Below are 20,705 nucleotides of genomic sequence, written 5' to 3' on the forward strand. Positions count from 1 at the left end.
AATTATTTGACTCTTTTTACTCTAAGACGGCGATTGATATCATCTTTACTCAAGTAAAAAGATCCAAGTGCACCGCGTTCAATATAAACCGCTTCGCCTTCTTCTAACGAAAATGAACCACCTTCCGTTTGATTCCAAACCTGTCCATTATCGAGCGTGATAACATATTTTTTATAGGCGCCTTTTGAAAGCCCAGTAACCTTTGCATAAATCTTGTCAGGGTTATTTTCATTTGTCTGTCGATGCTCCATACCAAAGTCATCTTTTTCTGCCACAGGAGCAACAACCGCTGCAACTTTAGCATCGGAAACATTTTCTGGGATTTTAGTGCTACTGCGAGAGGGTAAGGGTGCAGGAACACTCATCAAATCATCTAAACCACCGTAACGGTTCATGTCATTTATAATCTTGTCATAACACACTAGACGCTTGAGGCTATTTTGTACTTGACCACAATTTTTCATAGCCTCTGAAATACTTTCAGCCTGTGCATTTACGGCCGTAACGCCAGCTATCAAACAAATTGAAACTAAAATAATTTTTACTTTTTTCATGAAACTTCCTGATGTTCTTCTTCTTCAGATTTACGGGTATATAGACTGCCAATAAGGATACCGACTTCAAATAAAATCAACATTGGAACCGCTAGTAGTGTTTGCGAGATAATATCGGGGGGAGTCAGTAACATGCCTACCACGAACGCCCCTACCACCACATAGGGCCGCTTACTGCGCAGGGTAGCGGCATCAGTTATACCGGCCCAGCACATGAGTATGATGGCGATGGGAATTTCAAATGCCATCCCAAACGCAAAAAACAATTTGAGCACAAAGTTTAAATAGCTGCTGATATCAGTAGTAAATGCCACCCCAGTAATTTCGATGCCGGCAAAAAAAGCAAACACCACCGGAAAAACCACAAAATAGGCAAAGGCAATACCAAGATAAAACAGCAAGGTACTAGACAACAACAACGGAGCGATTAACTTTTTTTCGTTGCGATACAATCCTGGCGCGATGAACCCCCATACTTGATAAAGCACAAATGGAATAGCCAAGAAAAAAGACAACACTAAGGTCAGCTTAAAGGGCGCAAAAAATGGCGCAGCCACGTCGGTTGCAATCATTTGTGAATTATCTGGCATTGCATTTAGCAATGGAGTAGCTAACAGGTGATACAAATCTTGGGAAAAGAATGCCATGGGCACAAAGAATACCAGAATACTTAATAACGCCTTCAAAATTCGACTGCGCAATTCTAGTAAATGAGAGACAAAACTATTTGTTTCAGACATTAAATTTTTTCTTTGTCATAAGGTTCTTTCACCGATTCAGCAGCACTTTTAAGCTCATCGACACTCTTTTGCAAATCGGGAGATAAATTTTTCATCCCTTGTTGCTCTGCTTTCTTGAGATTTTCATGTAACTCATGGACCCGCAACTGCTCTTCAACTTCTTGCTTAAAGCCAGACGCCATATTACGCACACTGCGAAAGGTCTTAGCCACACTGCGCATAGCGCCGGGCAGACGGTCTGGGCCTAGCACTAAAAGGGCCAGTACACCGACAACAATAATTTCAAGAAAACCTATATCAAACATAGTTTAATTTACCAACCAAGTTATTCCGGCTTTTGTGTCTGTTTAGGAGTTTCTTTTTGATGAATGGGCGCCTGTGTTGATTTATCTTCAACTTTCTTGTTGGATTCATCCTCAAAATCAGCATCTTTATCAGAAACAGCCTTTTTAAAACCCTTGATTGCCGAGCCTAAATCACCGCCTAATGAACGCAATTTTTTAGTACCAAACAACAGCAGCACTATGACTAGCACTATCAGTAATTGTGCCCAACCTATGTTTCCCATTTTCTTACTCCATACAAATAATTAAGGCTATTATACGTAGCAAATCACAAACGTCACTGGATTTGATCCAATCAAAAAAAAAGAGCATGATTTATAGACCTAATTTGGAGCTATTAGTTTGCAAAAAATCGGAATTATTGCGTTAACTGTCACCGTTGTCGGATTTGCTCTTTCTTGTAAAGCTCAAGAAAAGCAAGATGAATGGCTCGATACCATGCATCAAAGTATCTCAGAATCAGTCATGGACTCAGCCCAGTGGTTTGATAACTTTTTTGCACTTAAAAACCAGCAGGAAGATCAAAAAGCCCTTGGCGAAATTCGTGTGAGACTAGGTTGGGAACCTAGGTCTCGAGAATTAGATGAGTTTGAGGCAAAACTCAGGATCCGCGTAAAATTGCCTAACTTGAAAAATCGAGTCGATTTAATTCTGTCTGACTATGACGATGCTGATGAAGACAAAATAAGAGCGGGCCGAGTAAATGGCCGTGATCGCAAAGATAACTTTTCATTGGCACTGCGATACAAGACTAAGCCTGACAGTGGTTTTTCACACAGGATTGGTTTTGGCCGCCGATTCCAATACTTTACTAAGTCTCGCTATCGGGACGCAGTAGATATCAATGAAAACCTAGAGATGCGCTACGATGCCTCGATTTACTATTATAATAGAGATAAATTCGGTACCGACTTGGGACTTGCATTAAATTATGATTACAGCCCAGAAACTGTGCTGCGTTTTGACAATCGTTTTTACTTTCGAGAAAAATCTGACGATTGGCTATGGCAGCACAGTTGGCAAATGTTGCATCAAATTGATGACAGCAGTGCGATGATCCTCGGCTACTATATCGAGGGTTTAAGTCGGCCAAGCTACCATCTGGAAAAATATTTACTGAGTGTTAAATTGCGCAAAAATGCCTTTAGGCAATGGTTATATTTTGATCTCGAACCCTTTATTGTATGGCGTCGAGAAGAAAGCTTTTCGGCTTCATTCGGTGTGGCATTGAGAGTTGAGGGCTTTTTCGGGGAGCGCTAACCCTTGGGACACCAAGATTTGCGTCATTGTGCACCAGCTCGGAATCCAATCTGCTTGCAAGTACGTATAAGCCTTACAGATTGATCAGCAGGAGATAATTGAATGGGTTTATTAGTTGACGGGAAATGGCAAGATAAATGGTATGACACCAGCGCAAGCGGTGGCAAATTTGAGCGTCAGGCATCTAAATTCAGAGACAATATTAGCCAGCAAGAAGGGAGCCTCTATCAACCCCAGTCCAACCGCTATCACTTGTATGTGTCACTAGCCTGTCCGTGGGCGCATAGAACGCTGATAATGCGTAAAATTAAAGGCTTAGAACAACATATCGACGTCTCAATCGTTGCACCTGACATGCTTGAGAATGGATGGGAATTTGCTGATTTTCCAGATGCTACTGGTGACAAGCTATTCGCATTTGATTATATGCATCAAGTTTATACTAAAGCCGATCCTAAAGTAACGACTCGCGTTACCGTCCCGGTATTATGGGACAGCAAAACCAATAGTATCGTGAATAACGAGTCTGCTGAAATTATGCGAATTTTCAACAGTGAATTCAACTCGTTAACTAACAACTCTATTGACTTATACCCAGCTGAGCTGCGCACTGAAATAGATGACATGAATGATCGGGTTTACCACAATGTTAATAATGGTGTTTACAAAGCCGGTTTTGCCACTAATCAAATGGCCTACGAAGATGCCGTTATTCCGCTTTTTGAAACCCTAGATTGGTTAGAGCTGCACTTAAGTAAGCACAGATATTTAGTTGGCAAACAAATAACTGAAGCAGATTGGCGTTTGTTTACCACATTAATCCGCTTTGATGCGGTCTATGTGGGCCATTTTAAATGTAACATTAAGCGTATTTCGGACTATCCTAACTTATCTGCTTATTTACGAGAACTTTACCAACAGCCCGGTATCGCCGAAACGGTTAATTTCGTGCACATAAAACGCCATTATTATTTTAGTCACGAGATGATAAATCCGTCCCAAGTAATCCCAGCTGGACCAGCCATGGATTTAACCAAAGCGCATAATCGACATAATTTTTGAGAGAACGAAAACTCATGCAAAGTAGAATGATCAAGCAAGTTGTCAATGGCATCGCCGCGCAAGACGGTGCTGGGGTTAAATTAAAGCGTGTGTTAGGTCAACCCGCTCTGCGTAACCTCGATCCATTTCTCATGTTGGACGAATTTGGATCAGATAACCCTAACGATTATCTGGCGGGCTTTCCTCCCCATCCTCACCGCGGTTTCCAAACAGTCACTTATATGCTGGATGGCAAAATGCAGCATCAAGATTCTGTCGGTAACAAAGGCCTGATTGAAAAAGGCGGGATACAATGGATGAATGCTGGAAAAGGGATTATTCACGAAGAAATGCCACAACATTCAGAGGTGGCAATGCGCGGATTTCAATTGTGGGTGAACTTACCCGCCAATGAAAAGATGTCAGAGCCGAATTATCAGGACATTCCCGCATCCGATGTACCTATCGTTAATGTGGGTCGATCAGAAGTTAAAGTGTTAGCCGGCAGTTTTGCTAATCACACAGGGCCAGTATCCACCCAAGCCGTTGAGCCAATATTTTTAGATATTAAATTGCACGGAGAAGAACCTCTGGATATCCCCATACCTGCTGGCCACAACAGCTTCATTTACTGTTATGAGGGGGAAATCAATATCCAAGCTGATACCTTGAAAAAGAGCCAGCTTGGCGTATTAACTGATGGAGAGACCGTCACAATAAGCAGTCACGCCGAAAGCCGCTGCATAGTGGTAGCCGGTGCGCCAATAAACGAAGCCATAGTCCAATATGGACCTTTTGTTATGAATACAGAAGAGGAAATTCGTCAGGCCATGAAAGATTATCAGTCTGGAAAATTTGCTTAATTTGCGGTGACACCAAGATAGTGTGTCACCCTATATCTGCTGCTAATGCCGTGCCCATGCAGCCAACCACAACACAGCACCACCAGAGGCAAGCAATATGCTTGGCAAAATGTTTAGGCTATATAGGGGAAGTATTGCTGCTAAAACAAATAATGTTGAGCCAATAAGAGTATAAAATTGATTCTTATAGGCGCGTTTCATTTGAAGCTGTTGCTGCTCAAAATGCTTTTGTTGCAATGCGGGTAATTGCTTCACTTGTTTCAAGCTGTCGTAGATAAGATCCGGAATCTCTGGCAGCTTTTCAGACCAAAACGGCAGATTATTATTTATTTTTCTTACCATCGCCATGAAACCAATTTGTTCTTTCATCCATTTTTCCAAAAAAGGTTTGGCGGTTTGCCACAGGTCAAGTTGGGGATACAACTGTCGGCCTAGCCCTTCAATATATAATAAAGTTTTTTGCAGCAATACCAGTTGCGGCTGTACCACCATATTAAATCGTCGGGCAGTATTAAATAGTTGCAATAGCACATTGCTGAACGAAATTTCTGCTAACGGCTTTTGGAAAATAGGTTCACAGACAGTACGTATTGCCACTTCGAAGGCTTCAATATCTGTGTCCACGGGCACCCAACCCGAATCCACATGTAATTCAGCCACTTTTCGATAGTCACGGTTGAAAAAAGCAATGAAATTTTCGGCTAAATAGCGTTTATCTTCTCGATTCAAGGTACCCACAATGCCGAAGTCAATGGCAATGTATTTGGGATTTTGCGGATTAACTTGAGATACAAAAATGTTGCCCGGATGCATGTCGGCATGGAAAAAGCTATCTCGAAACACCTGAGTGAAAAACACTTCCACGCCACGCTCGGCGAGCAATTTCATATTGGTATTTTGCGCTGCCAAGCCAGCCACGTCGGAAATATGCAAACCATATATACGCTCCATAACCATGACATTTTTGGCACAGTAGTCACTGTAAATATGAGGAATATACAAAGATTCCGAGTTTTCAAAATTGCGCTTTAATTGAATTCCATTAGCCGCTTCTCGAAGTAAGTCTAATTCCTCAACTATGGTTTTCTTGTACTCTTCAACAACCTCTACGGGACGTAAGCGCTTGCCATCTGGCAATACTTTTTGTACCACAACGGCTAGCGCTTGCATTAATTCAATATCGGCATGAATAGTTCGGGCGATATCCGGACGTATTACCTTAACAATAACCTCTTGCTGGTTACTTTTTAAAACTGCACTGTGCACTTGGGCAATCGAAGCGGACGCTAAAGGGAGGGACTGAAAGTCATCAAATAGTTCATCAAGATCGCGAAGGCCTAAGGATGTTTTGATAATTTGGATTGAAATATCACTATCAAAGGGCTGGACTTTGTCTTGTAGCATAGCTAATTCGTTAGCAATATCAGGAGAGAGCAAATCCCTCCTTGTGGACAACATTTGTCCGAATTTTATAAATACTGGTCCTAATGTTTGTAGCGCTAATCGAATTCTTGCGCCTTGCGACTTGTCCGGGTGTTGGTTTCTCAACCAAAATTGGCAACGTCTTCCTACTTTGGCATACCAAGGCAGCCACTTAGCAGGGATCAGTTCATCGAGCCCGTGCTGTAACAAAACTTTATTGATTTTATATAGGCGTAGCGCTCGCACTTAATTAACCATCCATCTGTTGAAATTCATTTTTGGGCGAACTCTTGTTCTAACAATTTGATTTTAGCCTCTAGCCTGTCGGTATCGCCACGCAGCACACCAACCTGATTACAATAATGGGCAACCTGAATCGGATGAGGCGCCAATTTCTTCTCTTCTATTGCGCCCTCAGCCAAGGTTTTGAATAAGTGCTTGGCGGCTTGATTGGTTTTCGCAATCACTGACTTACCCGCTGAGAATACACTGTGGGCCAGCACATCACCGCAATATACCGAAAGCTGCTCTTCCCAATCTATGTCTAAATTGGTTAGTACCTGGCTGAATCCCTGGGCCACATTGATATCACCTTGCAGATGCAACTCTTGGCTTTGAATAAGTTGAGTGATTTGGCTGCTGTCCGATAATTTCTGTAAGGTTGCCAAGGACAATACAAGGCTACAATCCACCTCATTGGTCAAGCCAGTTTGGGCAATGAGCACATCAATACGATCTGAAAAATGAAAAATCAATGGCCAAGGTAGCTCACGAATTGTGACTTGCAGTTGTTTTCCATTGATTTTATGCAGATCCGTGGAGGAAGACGGATCTAAGGATAATAGACGGTTAAGTACCAGTTCAATCGCTGCTGAGGCTAATTGCGCGCTAGGCATTAAAATTTGAACCCGCGATGCAAGGCTACGATCCCGCCAGTTAAATTATGGAAGCTTGTTTGTTCAAATCCAACTGCATCCATCATTCCCTTGAGGGTTTCTTGATCAGGGTGCATGCGAATAGATTCGGCTAAATATTTATAACTCTCACTATCATTGGCCACCAACTGGCCCATTTTGGGTAACAGGTGGAAGGAATACAAATCGTAAGCTTTGGTTAATAGTTCACTCTGCGGTTTTGAAAATTCCAACACAAGCAAACGACCGCCGGGTTTGAGTACGCGATACATTGAGGCCAAGGCTTTGTCTTTGTCTGTCACATTGCGCAGACCAAAAGCAATAGTGATAACATCGAAAGTGTTGTCTGGGAATGGCAGCATTTCGGCGTTAGCTTGCACGTATTCTAGATTTCCTACCAAACCAAGATTGCGAAGTTTATCTCTACCAACAGTCAACATAGCATTGTTAATATCGGCCAAAACCACTTTACCTGTTGGACCGACCATCTTAGAAAATTTAGCCGCTAAATCACCTGTGCCACCAGCTAAATCTAATACTTTATGGCCTGCTCGTACACCACTGCAATCGATAGTAAAACGTTTCCACAAACGGTGTATACCCATTGACATAAGGTCGTTCATCACATCATACTTTGCAGCAACCGAGTGAAATACTTCCGCCACCATCGATGCTTTTTGCTCAGTGGCTACTTGTTTAAAGCCAAAATGGGTCTGATTGACTTCTGATGAGGACGCTTCGCTTTGTTGTTGAGTTGGTTCTTGCCTTTTGCTCATTTTCGTTCCTTGCAAATTTCTAAGGGCAGTTTACCCAATTCTAAAGCGCACCGACAGAGCCAAACTCAGATATTTGTTAAAGCTATAGATTACCAACGCACTAATTGCATTTAGTCGTAGTTCTGCCTGCGGCAGCCGGTTTATCAATTAAGCGCTATCAGCTATCAAACCTTTTCATTCACTCCGGCAACGTTCTCAACAATGTGTTTGTCAGCTTGGCAGATTTATTCTATAACCCTATTAATGACAGGTTTATTGCCCTGCACTAAAAACTATTGGGGCTCCACCTGCACAGCGTTATCTCCCACGCTCAAAGAGATTATCTGACTTAACTCCTGGAATGAGCGATTACTTTGTTGATGAAGTTCATTAAAGGCGTCTTGAATGGCTCTCATGCTGCGCTTTGAGCTGTGGGAACCACTGATAACATCTCGCTGGCTAAAGTAAGCCACCACATCTTGACTGAGAATAAAGGTATCCTTGCCTATCGCCCTTAGCCCATAAGCGCCAGTATTCCCACCTAAACGTGAACCGTGTTTTTTCAAATAGGCCCACAAGCCAATAATGTCATGACTTGGCCACTCGGCCACAAACTTGCTGAAACTACCTTGTTCCCGACGGACCGAATCTATCATCAGTGCATTGTCACGAATGGTTTTAACCTTATTGTAATTTCGAATAATGCTTGGGTCTTGCGCCTTACTTTCAAGCATTTCATCTGGCATCAACAGGATTTTATCAATATCAAAGTTAAAAAATACTCGCTCAAAACCCGGCCACTTATCTCGCACCACTCTCCATACAAAGCCAGATTGGAAGACTTTTTTGCTAAATTCAGCCAAGAAACGATCATCACCAATTTGTTGAAGACGTTGTGGCGAAAGGGGTTTACTCAACAACATTTCGACGCTTTTTGGGCCGCCTTTGCGCTCACAGGCCCGCTGATATAAATGCGAAAACGTTTCAAGATGTGCCAAGATAATTCCCCCTTTACTTAGGATTTAAGCTGCTATACCAGAATGGCGCAATAGTGCGTCAACGCTGGGTTCGCGTCCTCTAAAAGCTACAAACAATTCCATCGGTTCTTTGCTGCCACCCATTTCTAGAACGTGACGCAAAAAATCCGCCCCCACTTCGGGATTAAAAATGCCTTCTTCTTCAAATCGACTGAAGGCATCTGAACTGAGCACTTCTGCCCACTTATAACTGTAATAGCCGGCCGCGTATCCACCGGCAAAAATATGTCCAAAGCTATTTTGGAAACGATTGAAGCTAGGCGGCTTGATCACAGAGATTTGCTCTCGAATCTGATCCAATACAGCTTGAACCTTAGTGTCAGGGTTAAAGTCTTCATGCAGTTTGAAGTCAAACAAACTGAATTCAAGCTGCCGCAACATTTGCATAGCAGACTGGAAGTTTCTAGCCGCTAGCATTTTGTCTAGCAACTCTTGGGGTAATGGCTCCCCTGTTTCATAGTGACCTGAGATAAAGGCTAGTGCCTCTGGTTGCCAGCACCAGTTTTCAAGGAACTGACTAGGTAACTCTACTGCATCCCAAGGAACACCATTTATGCCAGACACCCCGGCCACATCTATTTGTGTCAACATATGATGAATACCATGGCCAAATTCATGGAACAAGGTGATCACTTCATCATGGGTAAACAACGCTGGTTTGTCTCCCACCGGGCCATTGAAGTTACACGTTAAGTACGCTACGGGATATTGCATCGAACCGTCGCTACGCTTTCTTCTTACCTGACACTCGTCCATCCAAGCTCCACCGCGCTTGTGCTCTCGGGCGTACAAGTCGAAATAGAAACTACCACGTAACTTGCCGTGCTCATCGAGAATGTCAAAATACTTAACATCTTTGTGCCATACCTCTACGTTATCTCTAGGTACGATGTCCACTCGATAAAGCTGTTTCACCACACGGAACAAGCCAGCAACTACTTGTTGTTCGGGGAAGTAAGGTCGTAACTGCTCATCGGAAATGGCGTACTTCTGCTCTTTGAGTTTTTCACTGTAGTAGGCTAGATCCCACGCACTTAGCTCAGTTACCGAAAAAGTCTGTTGTGCAAAGGTTCGAATATCCTCTAAATCCTGCTGTGCTTGAGGTTTGGAGCGGCTCGCGAGATCGGTTAAGAAACCGGTAACTTGTTCTGTGGATTCAGCCATTTTAGTGGCTAAAGAACGCTGCGCGTAGTTTGGGAAATCCAATAGGTTGGCGATTTCATGACGTAACTTCAAGGTTTCGTCGATTAATTCTGAGTTATCAAACTTACCCGCATCAGGCCCTTGCTCTGAAGCACGCGTGCTATAAGCCACATACATTTCTTCTCGCAAATCACGATTATCTGCATAAGTCATCACAGGTAAATAACTAGGAATATCTAAAGTAAATAGCCAGCCTTCTAACTCTTTGCTTTTAGCCAGTTGCTCGGCCGCAGCCAAAGCCGATTCCGGCAATCCCGACAACAAGGTTTTGTCAGTAACATGTTTGTTCCAAGCAAGAGTTGCATCCATCACATTATTGCTAAATTGCGAAGACAGCTCCGATAACCGACTTTGTATTTCACCGTAACGCTGTTTTTTCTGCTCTTCTAGCGCCACGCCAGAGAGGGTGAAGTCACGTATAGCATTGTCTACGACTTTTTGCTGAGCAATAGATAGCTTGGAAAATTCTGCCGATTGCTTAATTTGGCAGTATGCGTCGAATAGCCCTTTGTGTTGCCCTACCCAAGTACCGTATTCAGATAGCAGGGGCAGACAAGCATCATGGACTTCTCGCAGTTTGTCATTACTGACCACTGAATTCATGTGCGAAACCGGAGACCAAAGCCGTCCTAATGCATCATCTACCTCATCTATTGGCTCAACCACAGATTGCCAATTATGGTCCGGCTGCTTCAATACTTCATCGATTGTATGCTTACAGGTCTCTATGGCTTGTTTAACTCTATTCGCTACTTGTTCAATATCAATTTTTGAAAATTGCGGCAATATTGCAATATCTGATTTTGTAGCCGCGTTATTATCTAGATTCATAAATTCCTGTCCCGATGACCATGTTCACGTTTAGAATACTTAGGTAAGGGCAAAACCGCACAAAAGCAAGGTGTTAAACAATAAAATTACACCTTTTGCCCTCCTCTTGAAATTAACTTGCGTTTTAGTAGCTCTGTTTAAAAAAGCTCTTAGGATTAGAATACTTTTCACAGCGACAATTGTGCTAGGGTTATCGCAAGCGTAAAAAAACAGGATTAGAAATGGCAGATTTTGATTATATATGTATTGGCGCAGGTAGCGGTGGAATCGCATCAGCTAACCGAGCAGCCAAATATGGCAAGAAAGTCGCAATTATTGAAGCGAAGGATATTGGCGGTACCTGTGTAAATGTAGGTTGCGTCCCTAAAAAAGCCATGTGGTATGGCGCGCAGGTAGCTGAAGCCATCCATAGGTACGCGCCAGATTATGGTTTTGATGTCACGGTAAACAAGTTCGATTGGAAAAAATTAATCGCCAGTAGAGATGCCTACATTGAACGGATACACGCGTCATATGATCGGGTATTAGGTAATAACAACATTACTGTGATCAAAGGCTTTGCAACCTTCATCGATAAGAATACCGTTGCCGTTGGAGACAAGCACTACAGCGCTGACCATATTTTGGTATCAACGGGTGGCCGTCCCAACAAAGACGATGTGCCAGGCGCCGAATTGGGGATTGATTCAGATGGCTTTTTTGGATTACAAGAGCAGCCTGAAAGAGTCGTTGTAGCCGGCGCAGGTTATATTGCTGTGGAGCTTGCTGGGGTGATGCATAGCCTAGGCAGTGAGACCCACTTGTTAGTTAGAAATAACGCGCCGCTGCGTAACTTCGACCCTATGCTGAGTGAAACTCTCGCTGAAATCATTGAGCAAGAAGGACCGACGCTACATACCCACCATGTTATCCAAGAAGTTAAACAGAATGAAGACGGTAGTCTTTGTGTGGTGATGACCGGTGGCGAACAAATTGAAACTGACTGTTTGGTATGGGCCATTGGGCGGCGACCAGCCAATGATAACATAGGTTTGGAAAAAATTGGTGTCGAACTAGATGACAAAGGTTATATCAAAGTTGACAAGTACCAAAATACCAATGTAGAGAATGTTTACGCGGTAGGCGATTGTATCGGTAAGGTTGAACTCACTCCAGTTGCGGTAAAAGCCGGGCGACTATTGTCAGAACGTTTGTTTAACGGCCAACAAGATGCACATATGGATTATGATCTAATCCCTACTGTTGTCTTTAGTCACCCACCAATAGGCACCATTGGCCTAACCGAGCCTGAAGCAATCGCGAAGTACGGAGAAGACAATATCATCGTGTACAACTCCAGTTTTGCGGCTATGTATACCGCAGTCACTCAGCATAGACAAACCACAAAGATGAAGTTGATTTGCGCGGGTAAGGAACAAAAAGTAGTCGGTTTACACGGCATTGGTTTTGCCATGGACGAAATTTTGCAGGGGTTTGCTGTAGCAATGAAAATGGGTGCTACTAAAGCAGATTTCGATGCTTGTGTCGCAATACACCCAACAAGTGCAGAAGAGTACGTTACTCTTACTTAACGGCTTATCAAACCTACTAGGTTCTATTCGTGTGCAACTGCACCGATAGAGGCTAGTAGGTTGTTTGATTAATAACTTATTGGTATTAGGTTCTCAGGGAACATGGTTGCCCTGCGCGACTACCCTCTAGGAAGCATGTCCGATAGTAAGGTCGCGATCCCCAAAAATGACATAAAGCCGGCAATATCGGTTATGGTGGTCAACACAATCGAAGATGATTGAGCGGGATCCATGCCGAATTTCTTCAGTGCTATCGGCACTATAGCGCCAGCCGTGCAGGCGATAGCTAGAGAAGACACCATCGCCAAAGAAATCACCAAGGCCAAACCAAAAGATCCACTCCAGAAATAAACGGCTATGGAGCACGTCACCGCAATAGCTAAGCCGTTCATGGTTCCGGCAAGTAATTCTTTAGTCATCACTTTTGCCCAATGCCGAGTTGTAATTTCTCGCAAGGTTAATCCCCTCATGGTAACCGCCAGTGCCTGCGCCCCTGCATTACCGGATTGTCCTGCGGCTACAGGTAATAAGATCGCAAGGGCGGTAATTTCGGAAATTAGCCCTTCGAAAGCCCCTACCACTGCTGCCGCAGCAAAGGCAGTGAGAAGATTAATTTGCAGCCATGGAAGCCTTTTTTTAACCGCAAAGATACTACTGGATAAAGCTCGCTCTTCTTTACTCACACCCACCATGGTTTGCATGTCGGTGGCTAAATCTTCTTTAGTCGACTGGTAAATATCAAAAAAGTGAATGGCGCCTATGAGCTGATTTTGCAGGTCTAACACCGGAATGGCGCTGCTTCTGTATCCTTCAAATTTCTCAATGACCATATCTTTGCTGTCCAATGCGCTAAAGGCAGTGCGCAGGGGACGGGAAATAGATATCAGTGTTTTTTCTGGTTGGCTGCTGACCAATTCGGATAGCGTTACCTCACCCAACAAGCTCTGCTTTTCGTCGATAACGTAAATGATATCTTCGGCTTTGATTTTTTGCTGCTTGAGCTTCCTCAGTACATCTTCTACTTCGGTATCAGCGTAGAAGGCGCTTACACGAGTGGTCATCATTCGAGCGGCAGTGTCTTCGGGATAGGTCAATAAATCAGTGTACTCTTTGGCTAACTCATGATCAGATTGACGGAAAACTTGCATAATTCTGTTGAAATCATTCTCTGCCAACCTGCTTAACAGGGCTATCGCGATATGACTATCAACCCCTTTAATAATCTCTACCGCCAGCTGGTCTGTGCACGCAGCGAGGATTCTTTCAGATACCCCCGCGGTAAAATACTTCCACAGTGCAACAACTACAGGAACGGGTTGAGAATTGAGTATCTCCGCTGCACCTTTTGCAGGAATAGATTCCAGGTACCTGACACTTTTGTAAGGATAATTTGCCAAATATTCGCTATTGATACTCTGAGTCGTTTCTCGCAATTCAATATTATTAACTGACATAGATTTTCCCAATTATGATGCATTCGCCCCTTAGTTGTTTGTATCCAAGGGTTGGATCAGGTCGACCATGTTAACTATGGTATCACCATATATTTCAAGTAAGTCCGAAGAGACTGAGCCATTTTTTGATTCATGAGCGTGCCGAATAGACATGAAATGACGTAACCGGCTGTAGTGGATCACACCTACAAATTCGTGCTTTTTATTCACTACCGCTAGAGTGTCTGTGTGGTTCCATAGATCCCACTCCATCGCTGCAATCATATCAGAGTTGGCATTGCAGACTTCCTGCTGACTACTAATGATCAGCGATGTCACTTCGCTATTCGAATCGCCACGTAGGAGGTCACCAATGAACACTTTGCCCTCGAATTGGCGAGCTTGATTAACTACATAAAGCGATTGCAAATAAGAGTAGGAGCGTTTTTTCAAACGAAACATCACTTCTGCAATTTCCATGTGGTTATCAACGATAAGGACATCCGTTTCGACCATAGAGCCTATGGTATATTCAGGATAAGTGATCAGCATCTTACACAGGGTTTGTTTACGCAAAGGTAACAGCTTGATTGCGGATTGACGAGTGTCTGCATCGACGTGTCGCAAGATAGCAGCTAAATCTGCAATATCCATATACTCGGTTAATTTCAGACATTGCGCTTCGGTAAAGAAGCTGAAAAGCTTGGCTGATACACTAGGGATCATCGACTTTAAAACCTTTACCGCAGGCGAGATAGGGGCCGATTTAAGAATTGCCGCCGCATGCTCCGGGTCAACCAGTTCAAGTTTACGCGCCGCAGCTATTGGCTCTGAGGCGATAAAATGTAGGGTTAAGTTATAATGAACCTGATTCATTGTACTCCCCAGTACAAGCCTGCTCTACAGATCTTTTTCATGCTCTAACTCCGCCAATACAACACAAGGGGTTTCGGTATAGAGTTTAGCGGGGACAAAGACTTTTCCTGTTTGGGTTTCCAGTTCTAACGAGCTTTGGGTGAAAGCCACAATTTTTCCTTCAAATCCGGCAATTCTGACTCTTTCGCCCACATTAAGATGCTTAATAGCTTGTCGCGAACCAACTAAATTTTTAACCAATTCATTGCTTCCCAGGCCATAAGCCAGCGCAATGCCAAAACTGAATACAGCTAATTCAACTATTACCAAGGTAGTAACAAATTGAATATTCATGCCCAGTTGTTCAATACCAATAACCACCGCGATACCCACAATGGACCACTTGACGAAGAGTCCAATGCGGCTACTGTATTTCAAACCTGTGGTTTGCGCGGCGGCTTCTGTCATCGTTTTGGCTATATTGCCAATAAAAAAGCCACCTACTACTATGATAATCCCTGCCAGAATATTGGGTAAGTATCCAAGCAACTCTCGTAGCCATGAAGCAATAAAATCAACGCCGAGACTGGACATTGCCGCAGCAAAGAAGAACACCATAATGACCCAAAACGTCGCGCGACTAATGAGCACCGAATGATGGGGTTTGATATTAATACGTTTATCTAGAGACAGTTTACTACTTAATTTATTCAGTAAACGACCGACAAAAGAAACTAAAGAATGTGTCAGTCGCGAAACGATCCAAGCTATAATCCAGCCCACTATCAGTAGAATTAATGCGCCCAGGATCTGTGGAACATAGGCCACCAGATAACCCATTAATTGTTCATAATTTGTCGTGAGTGCGACTTCCCAATCTGTCATCTGTTTTTCCTACTGGTATATTTTGCCGAAGGTAGATTGTAGCGAGCCACGCTTGTAATAATAAGCGTGGTTCAATTAACAGCCTATTTAGGACTACCCCTTACCTTGAGTGCGGTTTCTGTTGGGTCGAGCATTTTTTTCGATAAATTGAAAAATTAGATCTGCCACATCTTTTTTGGTTGCGGTTTCAATCCCTTCTAAACCTGGTGAAGAGTTAACTTCCATCACAACCGGACCTCGTTCAGCACGCAGTAAATCCACACCACAAACGTTTAGGCCCATAATATTGGCGGCAGCAACCGCAGTTGCTCGTTCTTCTTTAGTAAGTTTTATTAATACTGCCGAGCCTCCTCGATGTAAGTTTGAACGAAACTCACCTTCAGCACCTTGTCGTTTCATAGCAGCCACAACTCTATCACCAACCACAAAGCAACGAATGTCTGCACCGCCTGCTTCTTTGATAAATTCCTGAATTAAAATATTAGCTTCCAAACCCATGAATGCTTCAACAATAGCCTCTGCTGTTTTGGACGTTTCCGCTAGTACCACGCCAATTCCCTGAGTACCCTCAAGTAATTTAATCACACATGGTGCACCACCTACATTTTTAATCAGATCTTTAATATTGTCAGGGCGATTGGCAAAACCAGTTCGGGGTAAACCTATGCCTTTTCTGGATAACAACTGCATGGAGCGTAATTTATCTCTGGAACGACTAATAGCAACAGATTCATTAACACAGAAACTACCTGTCATCTCGAACTGTCGAACCACCGCCGTACCATAAAAAGAAACGGATGCGCCTATTCGGGGAATAACGGCATCATATTGCGGCAGCTCAGCACCTTTATATCGAACCACGGGTCGACTACTGGTAATGTCCATATAACAGTGTAACGTATCGATAATATCGACTTCATGCCCCCGTGCTTGGCCTGCTTCTTTTAAGCGGCGAGTAGAGTAGAGCCTCTTGTTTCTAGATAAAATTGCTATTTTCATTTTGACTTCCTGTATGGTGTTTATAGTTACTTAGACGAGCTTCATACTCTATTAGTCACAAAGGGTTAAACTTATGCGGAAAATAGCTGGCATTGCGAGCTAACTGAATCAAGTTTTCAGATTAAAATAATCAAACAGTTACTGACAGAAATTTTTACGCATCAAGACTTTGGTTTAAAAATTAAGCCTAATTACACCATTGATATTAGGCTAGATTTAGCATTCCGACAGGACAATTTTGCGAAAAATCGTGCTATTCATCGGTTATTTAAAAGTTTTCTATGTGCTTGAATGTATAGCTGCTAGCATCAAGACTGCGGGTTGTGGCAAGGTTGCATTCAATCTTCGTTGACACTAGTTAAATATTTTTTATCCTCTCGTCTGCGAGGCGTAATTAGAATCTAGCGCTGCACTATTTCAATCGCAATATACTTCTGAAACATATGATAGATAAGATAAAAAATAGGCTATGACTAAAAGAAAAGATTGGTGGGGAGAGTTTAACTTCAACCTAGCACAGACCAGGTGTTGGCGAATTGCTGAGCGTGTCATTGCGATAAAACGCAGTGGTCACGAGTGGACAATTTGGAATAAAGAAACTGAATTTGAATTAGATAAACCGATTTTAACCGGTGCACCTAAGGCAACAGAATCATTTCAAGACGTTGACTTTAATAGATATATGTTAAGCAACACCAGCGAAACGCTCATAATTGAGCCTTCTTTAGCCGATCGAGCCATGGTCGCTAGGCCAAGTAGACCCTTTATTATCATGCCGGAAGAAGAAATTAAGATATATGTAAGTACACCACTATGGATGACAATATTGATCCCGCACCGCGAAGTTCCAATCGCTGACATTCCATTTTGGCGTCCCTCTGATTCTTGGTTTGGGCCCAATACTATGAAAGGAGATATATGCTATTCAAAATACACCGATGCAAAAATGGATCGCAGTTTACTTGAAAAACGCTCCCATAGAGCCTCGACCATGGTTATTCTGAAAAATGCCCAAGAAGAACCTCTCAAAATAGAAAGACTGAATTTACCCGTTCCCGCTCTCAAGCTGTATGTTGACCAAGATGGTGAATTTTGGACCGATCAGATTTCTATTCTGCAGAGGATGGAACACGCAAAATCCGTTTCACACGTTCGCCATACCCCACCAGAGGATATTCAGAACATGCTGCAAGTATCAGAATCACGAGAACTGAGTAAAAAATCATCCTTTTTGTCCTCGATCAAAAGCCTAGTAGATTAAGTTTAACAGTGAGAACCTGTACCAATGAACGAAGAAAGTAAAACCTTAGACCTATTAGAAAGGCTGCATGTGTTCGATATCGGCCAAGCTCTTTTCATTCTCATAGTAGGGTATTTTGTCGCCAAATTTTTTAGCAATTTAGTGATGCGCTTTAATCTGGCCAATATGTCCAATCATAGTCAGGTATTAGTTCGACGAGGCGTCTTTTACGGCATCATGGTCTTAATGTTTATGTCCGCTTTACGTGAACTAGGATTTGACCTTAGCGTTGTGTTAGGCGCTGCGGGTATACTCAGCGTCGCTATTGGATTTGCGTCTCAAACTTCCGCGTCGAACCTGATTAGTGGCCTGTTTTTAATGATGGAAAGACCTTTTTCAATTGGCGATGTGATCAAGATTGATCAGACTACAGGAGAAGTTATCTCCATTGATTTGTTGTCGGTAAAAATCAGAACCTTTGATAATTTGTTTGTTCGAGTGCCAAACGAATCAATGATAAAGACGCAAGTCACTACATTGACAAAATTTCCGATCCGGCGGGCAGATCTAAAAGTCGGTATTGCCTATAAAGAAGACATCGCAAAAGTAAAAGCTATCTTGACCGAAATCGCAGATAAAAATCCGCTATGTTTAAGCGAGCCAGCGCCACTTTTTATTTTGTTAGGATTTGGATCTTCCTCGGTAGATATCCAGTTTTCTGTTTGGTCAAAAAGAGAGAATTTTTTATTATTAAAAAACGAAATCTATCAAACTATAAAAGAGGCATTTGACCAAAATGGCATTGAAATACCTTTCCCTCACTTGAGTTTGTACTCAGGTGAAGCGTCAAAGCCAATCCCTATTTCGTTGCAAAAAGAAGACCCAGAACTAAAGTGAATTGGCATCTTTGATGCGCCACGGCAAATTTGAAGCTGCCGAACATAGTCTGCCTCACCTAGAACCCGCACGGGGCTCAGTAGGGTGCACTACTCAATAGGTTTGGCAGCAACTTGGCTTTGATTTCGCCAAGATTAGTGACCCTACAAAGAACAAACCTAAAGATGTTCGGGTTAATTTATCTTTTTTTTCAGATACTTCGTTCATTATATTGGGGTTATTGGTCTATCTTTATAGTCTCAATGCCTAACAATATTTTCATTCACAATGAACGATACTTTTATTTTTGCTGAAGACACTAAGGATGACACCCCAGTTCTGGCCACCAAGTGGAAGATACTGGTGGTTGATGATGAGCCTGAAGTGCACAATATCACTCGCTTGGTGTTAAGTGACTTTAGTTTTGAGAATGGCTCGGTAGAATTTAACAGTGCGTTCTCAGCCAAAGAAGCAAAGCAAATCATGCTCGAGACCGATGAGCAGTTTGCAGTCGCCTTAGTGGACGTGGTGATGGAGACCAACCATGCGGGACTAGAATTCGTAAAGTGGGTCAGAGAAGAGTTAAATAATCATCAGATTCGCCTGATACTTCGCACCGGACAACCCGGCGAAGCGCCAGAAGAAAGTGTAATCCGTGATTATGATATTAATGATTACAAAAATAAGACCGAACTGACCGCTCTGCGCTTAAAGACCTCCATCTATTCTTCGTTACGCAGTTATCGTGACATCGTCACTATTGATAAACATCGACAAGGTCTGGAAAAAATAATCGCTGCGTCTTCAGAATTTATCGCCTGCGATACGCTACCGCAATTTGCTTCCACCATTCTCAAGCAAGTTGTATTGGTGCTGGGCATCGACGAAGAAGAAATTATATGCTGCGCCGCAGCAACTGATACCGCACAGCAGAATTACAAAGTTAATATTCTGGCCATCAATCATTACAACGAGAAAGGCTGTTTTAATGACGCCGATGAAATACTCACCGAAGAAGTAAACTCGCGACTCAAGCAAGCATTACGGATCAAGCAATCGGTAAATGAGAAAGACTATTTTGTGGGGTACTTTACCACTAAACGAGGTAGTGAAAATTTACTCTACGTTTCTCATCAACAACATCTTGAGCCGGTACAGCACAGTTTATTAGAATTCTTTGCTAATAACATTGCCGTAGCCTATGAAAATCTAAAACTACGTGACACCGTGAAAGAATCGCAAAAAGAGCTTTCATATATCATCGGTGAAGCGGTTGAAATGCGCAGTAAAGAGACCGGTAGTCATGTGAGGCGCGTGGCTTGTGCAAGCTATATGCTAGCGATAAACATTGGTATACCTGAACACCAGGCCGAGATGATAAAGCTTGCCTCCCCTCTACACGATGTGGGCAAAGTAGGTATTCCTGATGCGATTTTAAATAAAGCCGGAAAGCATACTGCCCAGGAATGGGAAATCATGCAGACTCATTCTATGATTGGCTATGAAATGCTAGCTAAATCAGATAATCCAATATTAAAGCTAGGTGCGACCATTGCCCATCAACATCACGAAAAATGGGACGGCAGTGGATATCCTCAAGGGTTAAAAGCTAACCAAATTGACATAGCCGCTAGGATCACGGCGCTAGCAGACGTTTTTGATGCCTTAGGCAGCAGACGCTGCTATAAAGAAGCTTGGTCAATTCGGCAGATTTTAGATCTGTTGGCCCAACAACGGGGTAAACATTTCGAGCCGAAACTGGTGGATGCTTTATTAGAAAATATCGATGACTTTATACAATTAAGACGGGATTATCCTGACCCTAATTGAGCCTATCTTGCGGTTAAATTGATAACAAAGCGCGAAATAGTTCGCGCTTTAT

At 42.9% G+C, this 20,705-nt stretch carries 20 protein-coding genes; 7 read left to right on the forward strand and 13 right to left on the reverse strand.

The features are described 5' to 3' along the window. Window positions 1-2: 2 nt before the first annotated feature. From QR722_RS17485 to tatA, 4 genes are read right to left on the reverse strand one after another with little or no spacing between them, the layout of a single operon-like run. Window positions 3-554 (reverse strand): hypothetical protein, encoded by a 552-nt coding sequence (locus QR722_RS17485; RefSeq protein ID WP_286284248.1) that lies wholly within the window; start codon window positions 552-554, stop codon window positions 3-5. Continuing rightward, on the reverse strand, window positions 551-1,294 hold the full coding sequence (gene tatC / locus QR722_RS17490) for a twin-arginine translocase subunit TatC (RefSeq protein WP_286284249.1): 744 nt from the start codon (window positions 1,292-1,294) through the stop codon (window positions 551-553). The genes QR722_RS17485 and tatC overlap by 4 nt, the downstream gene beginning before the upstream one ends. Continuing rightward, entirely contained in the window at window positions 1,294-1,599 is a 306-nt protein-coding gene (gene tatB / locus QR722_RS17495) for a Sec-independent protein translocase protein TatB (protein ID WP_286284251.1), read from the reverse strand. Before tatB ends, tatC begins: the two co-directional genes overlap by 1 nt. 20 nt (window positions 1,600-1,619) lie before the next feature. Next, window positions 1,620-1,862: a twin-arginine translocase TatA/TatE family subunit gene (gene tatA, locus QR722_RS17500; RefSeq protein ID WP_286284252.1), complete on the reverse strand. Its 243-nt coding sequence runs from the start codon at window positions 1,860-1,862 to the stop codon at window positions 1,620-1,622. Window positions 1,863-1,980: 118 nt separating this feature from the next. Between tatA and QR722_RS17505 the strand changes: the two genes are divergently transcribed. The 3 genes from QR722_RS17505 to QR722_RS17515 all read left to right on the forward strand — a co-directional run bounded on the left by QR722_RS17505 (window position 1,981) and on the right by QR722_RS17515 (window position 4,802). After that, the gene (locus tag QR722_RS17505; RefSeq protein WP_286284253.1) at window positions 1,981-2,898 is read left to right on the forward strand and encodes a hypothetical protein; all 918 of its coding nucleotides are present in this window, start codon (window positions 1,981-1,983) and stop codon (window positions 2,896-2,898) included. Window positions 2,899-3,000: 102 nt separating this feature from the next. Further along, window positions 3,001-3,960 carry a glutathione S-transferase family protein gene (locus tag QR722_RS17510; protein WP_286284254.1) on the forward strand — a complete coding sequence of 320 codons (960 nt, stop codon included), beginning with the start codon at window positions 3,001-3,003 and terminating at the stop codon, window positions 3,958-3,960. A gap of 14 nt (window positions 3,961-3,974) precedes the next feature. After that, window positions 3,975-4,802: a pirin family protein gene (locus QR722_RS17515; RefSeq protein WP_286284256.1), complete on the forward strand. Its 828-nt coding sequence runs from the start codon at window positions 3,975-3,977 to the stop codon at window positions 4,800-4,802. A 42-nt stretch (window positions 4,803-4,844) separates the two neighbouring features. Here the strand turns inward: QR722_RS17515 and ubiB are convergent, their stop codons facing one another. The 5 genes from ubiB to prlC all read right to left on the reverse strand — a co-directional run bounded on the left by ubiB (window position 4,845) and on the right by prlC (window position 10,964). Further along, window positions 4,845-6,470: a ubiquinone biosynthesis regulatory protein kinase UbiB gene (ubiB, locus tag QR722_RS17520; protein ID WP_286284257.1), complete on the reverse strand. Its 1,626-nt coding sequence runs from the start codon at window positions 6,468-6,470 to the stop codon at window positions 4,845-4,847. A 26-nt stretch (window positions 6,471-6,496) separates the two neighbouring features. Further along, window positions 6,497-7,120, reverse strand: a complete 624-nt coding sequence (locus tag QR722_RS17525; protein WP_286284258.1) for a ubiquinone biosynthesis accessory factor UbiJ — start codon at window positions 7,118-7,120, stop codon at window positions 6,497-6,499. Beyond that, entirely contained in the window at window positions 7,120-7,914 is a 795-nt protein-coding gene (ubiE, locus tag QR722_RS17530; protein ID WP_286284259.1) for a bifunctional demethylmenaquinone methyltransferase/2-methoxy-6-polyprenyl-1,4-benzoquinol methylase UbiE, read from the reverse strand. The genes QR722_RS17525 and ubiE overlap by 1 nt, the downstream gene beginning before the upstream one ends. Window positions 7,915-8,186: 272 nt before the next feature. Then, the gene (locus QR722_RS17535) at window positions 8,187-8,891 is read right to left on the reverse strand and encodes a DNA-3-methyladenine glycosylase I (RefSeq protein WP_286284260.1); all 705 of its coding nucleotides are present in this window, start codon (window positions 8,889-8,891) and stop codon (window positions 8,187-8,189) included. 24 nt (window positions 8,892-8,915) lie between these two features. Next, the gene (prlC, locus tag QR722_RS17540; RefSeq protein WP_286284261.1) at window positions 8,916-10,964 is read right to left on the reverse strand and encodes an oligopeptidase A; all 2,049 of its coding nucleotides are present in this window, start codon (window positions 10,962-10,964) and stop codon (window positions 8,916-8,918) included. A gap of 221 nt (window positions 10,965-11,185) precedes the next feature. Between prlC and gorA the strand changes: the two genes are divergently transcribed. After that, on the forward strand, window positions 11,186-12,535 hold the full coding sequence (gene gorA / locus QR722_RS17545) for a glutathione-disulfide reductase (protein ID WP_286284262.1): 1,350 nt from the start codon (window positions 11,186-11,188) through the stop codon (window positions 12,533-12,535). Window positions 12,536-12,654: 119 nt separating this feature from the next. Here the strand turns inward: gorA and QR722_RS17550 are convergent, their stop codons facing one another. From QR722_RS17550 to rimK, 4 genes are all read right to left on the reverse strand, one after another. After that, window positions 12,655-13,989 (reverse strand): magnesium transporter, encoded by a 1,335-nt coding sequence (locus QR722_RS17550; protein WP_286284263.1) that lies wholly within the window; start codon window positions 13,987-13,989, stop codon window positions 12,655-12,657. A 30-nt stretch (window positions 13,990-14,019) separates the two neighbouring features. Further along, entirely contained in the window at window positions 14,020-14,844 is an 825-nt protein-coding gene (locus QR722_RS17555; protein WP_286284264.1) for a magnesium transporter MgtE N-terminal domain-containing protein, read from the reverse strand. 24 nt (window positions 14,845-14,868) lie between these two features. Beyond that, window positions 14,869-15,708 (reverse strand): mechanosensitive ion channel family protein, encoded by an 840-nt coding sequence (locus tag QR722_RS17560; RefSeq protein ID WP_286284265.1) that lies wholly within the window; start codon window positions 15,706-15,708, stop codon window positions 14,869-14,871. Window positions 15,709-15,801: 93 nt separating this feature from the next. Then, window positions 15,802-16,707, reverse strand: coding sequence for a 30S ribosomal protein S6--L-glutamate ligase (gene rimK, locus QR722_RS17565; RefSeq protein WP_286284266.1), 906 nt, complete (start codon window positions 16,705-16,707; stop codon window positions 15,802-15,804). Between the two features lie 469 nt (window positions 16,708-17,176). Here rimK and QR722_RS17570 point away from each other — a divergent pair, with 469 nt between their 5' ends. The 3 genes from QR722_RS17570 to QR722_RS17580 all read left to right on the forward strand — a co-directional run bounded on the left by QR722_RS17570 (window position 17,177) and on the right by QR722_RS17580 (window position 20,653). Further along, the gene (locus QR722_RS17570; RefSeq protein ID WP_286284267.1) at window positions 17,177-17,968 is read left to right on the forward strand and encodes a DUF432 domain-containing protein; all 792 of its coding nucleotides are present in this window, start codon (window positions 17,177-17,179) and stop codon (window positions 17,966-17,968) included. A 24-nt stretch (window positions 17,969-17,992) separates the two neighbouring features. After that, window positions 17,993-18,844 carry a mechanosensitive ion channel family protein gene (locus QR722_RS17575; protein ID WP_286284269.1) on the forward strand — a complete coding sequence of 284 codons (852 nt, stop codon included), beginning with the start codon at window positions 17,993-17,995 and terminating at the stop codon, window positions 18,842-18,844. Window positions 18,845-19,111: 267 nt separating this feature from the next. Next, the gene (locus QR722_RS17580) at window positions 19,112-20,653 is read left to right on the forward strand and encodes a response regulator (RefSeq protein ID WP_286284271.1); all 1,542 of its coding nucleotides are present in this window, start codon (window positions 19,112-19,114) and stop codon (window positions 20,651-20,653) included. The last annotated feature ends 52 nt before the right edge of the window (window positions 20,654-20,705 follow it).

Source organism: Aliiglaciecola sp. LCG003, from assembly GCF_030316135.1.
In the GTDB taxonomy this organism is placed as follows: Bacteria; Pseudomonadota; Gammaproteobacteria; order Enterobacterales; family Alteromonadaceae; genus Aliiglaciecola.

What these genes read in the sequence shown, in the direction of transcription:
- tatA (WP_286284252.1), bottom strand. Translation starts at nt 1,862, where the DNA reads ATGGGAAACATAGGTTGGGCACAATTACTGATAGTGCTAGTCATAGTG.
- QR722_RS17485 (WP_286284248.1), bottom strand. Translation starts at nt 554, where the DNA reads ATGAAAAAAGTAAAAATTATTTTAGTTTCAATTTGTTTGATAGCTGGC.
- QR722_RS17515 (WP_286284256.1), top strand. Translation starts at nt 3,975, where the DNA reads ATGCAAAGTAGAATGATCAAGCAAGTTGTCAATGGCATCGCCGCGCAA.
- ubiE (WP_286284259.1), bottom strand. Translation starts at nt 7,914, where the DNA reads ATGAGCAAAAGGCAAGAACCAACTCAACAACAAAGCGAAGCGTCCTCA.
- gorA (WP_286284262.1), top strand. Translation starts at nt 11,186, where the DNA reads ATGGCAGATTTTGATTATATATGTATTGGCGCAGGTAGCGGTGGAATC.
- QR722_RS17560 (WP_286284265.1), bottom strand. Translation starts at nt 15,708, where the DNA reads ATGACAGATTGGGAAGTCGCACTCACGACAAATTATGAACAATTAATG.
- QR722_RS17570 (WP_286284267.1), top strand. Translation starts at nt 17,177, where the DNA reads ATGACTAAAAGAAAAGATTGGTGGGGAGAGTTTAACTTCAACCTAGCA.
- QR722_RS17575 (WP_286284269.1), top strand. Translation starts at nt 17,993, where the DNA reads ATGAACGAAGAAAGTAAAACCTTAGACCTATTAGAAAGGCTGCATGTG.
- prlC (WP_286284261.1), bottom strand. Translation starts at nt 10,964, where the DNA reads ATGAATCTAGATAATAACGCGGCTACAAAATCAGATATTGCAATATTG.
- QR722_RS17555 (WP_286284264.1), bottom strand. Translation starts at nt 14,844, where the DNA reads ATGAATCAGGTTCATTATAACTTAACCCTACATTTTATCGCCTCAGAG.
- tatB (WP_286284251.1), bottom strand. Translation starts at nt 1,599, where the DNA reads ATGTTTGATATAGGTTTTCTTGAAATTATTGTTGTCGGTGTACTGGCC.
- rimK (WP_286284266.1), bottom strand. Translation starts at nt 16,707, where the DNA reads ATGAAAATAGCAATTTTATCTAGAAACAAGAGGCTCTACTCTACTCGC.
- QR722_RS17510 (WP_286284254.1), top strand. Translation starts at nt 3,001, where the DNA reads ATGGGTTTATTAGTTGACGGGAAATGGCAAGATAAATGGTATGACACC.
- QR722_RS17580 (WP_286284271.1), top strand. Translation starts at nt 19,112, where the DNA reads ATGAACGATACTTTTATTTTTGCTGAAGACACTAAGGATGACACCCCA.
- tatC (WP_286284249.1), bottom strand. Translation starts at nt 1,294, where the DNA reads ATGTCTGAAACAAATAGTTTTGTCTCTCATTTACTAGAATTGCGCAGT.
- QR722_RS17525 (WP_286284258.1), bottom strand. Translation starts at nt 7,120, where the DNA reads ATGCCTAGCGCGCAATTAGCCTCAGCAGCGATTGAACTGGTACTTAAC.
- QR722_RS17550 (WP_286284263.1), bottom strand. Translation starts at nt 13,989, where the DNA reads ATGTCAGTTAATAATATTGAATTGCGAGAAACGACTCAGAGTATCAAT.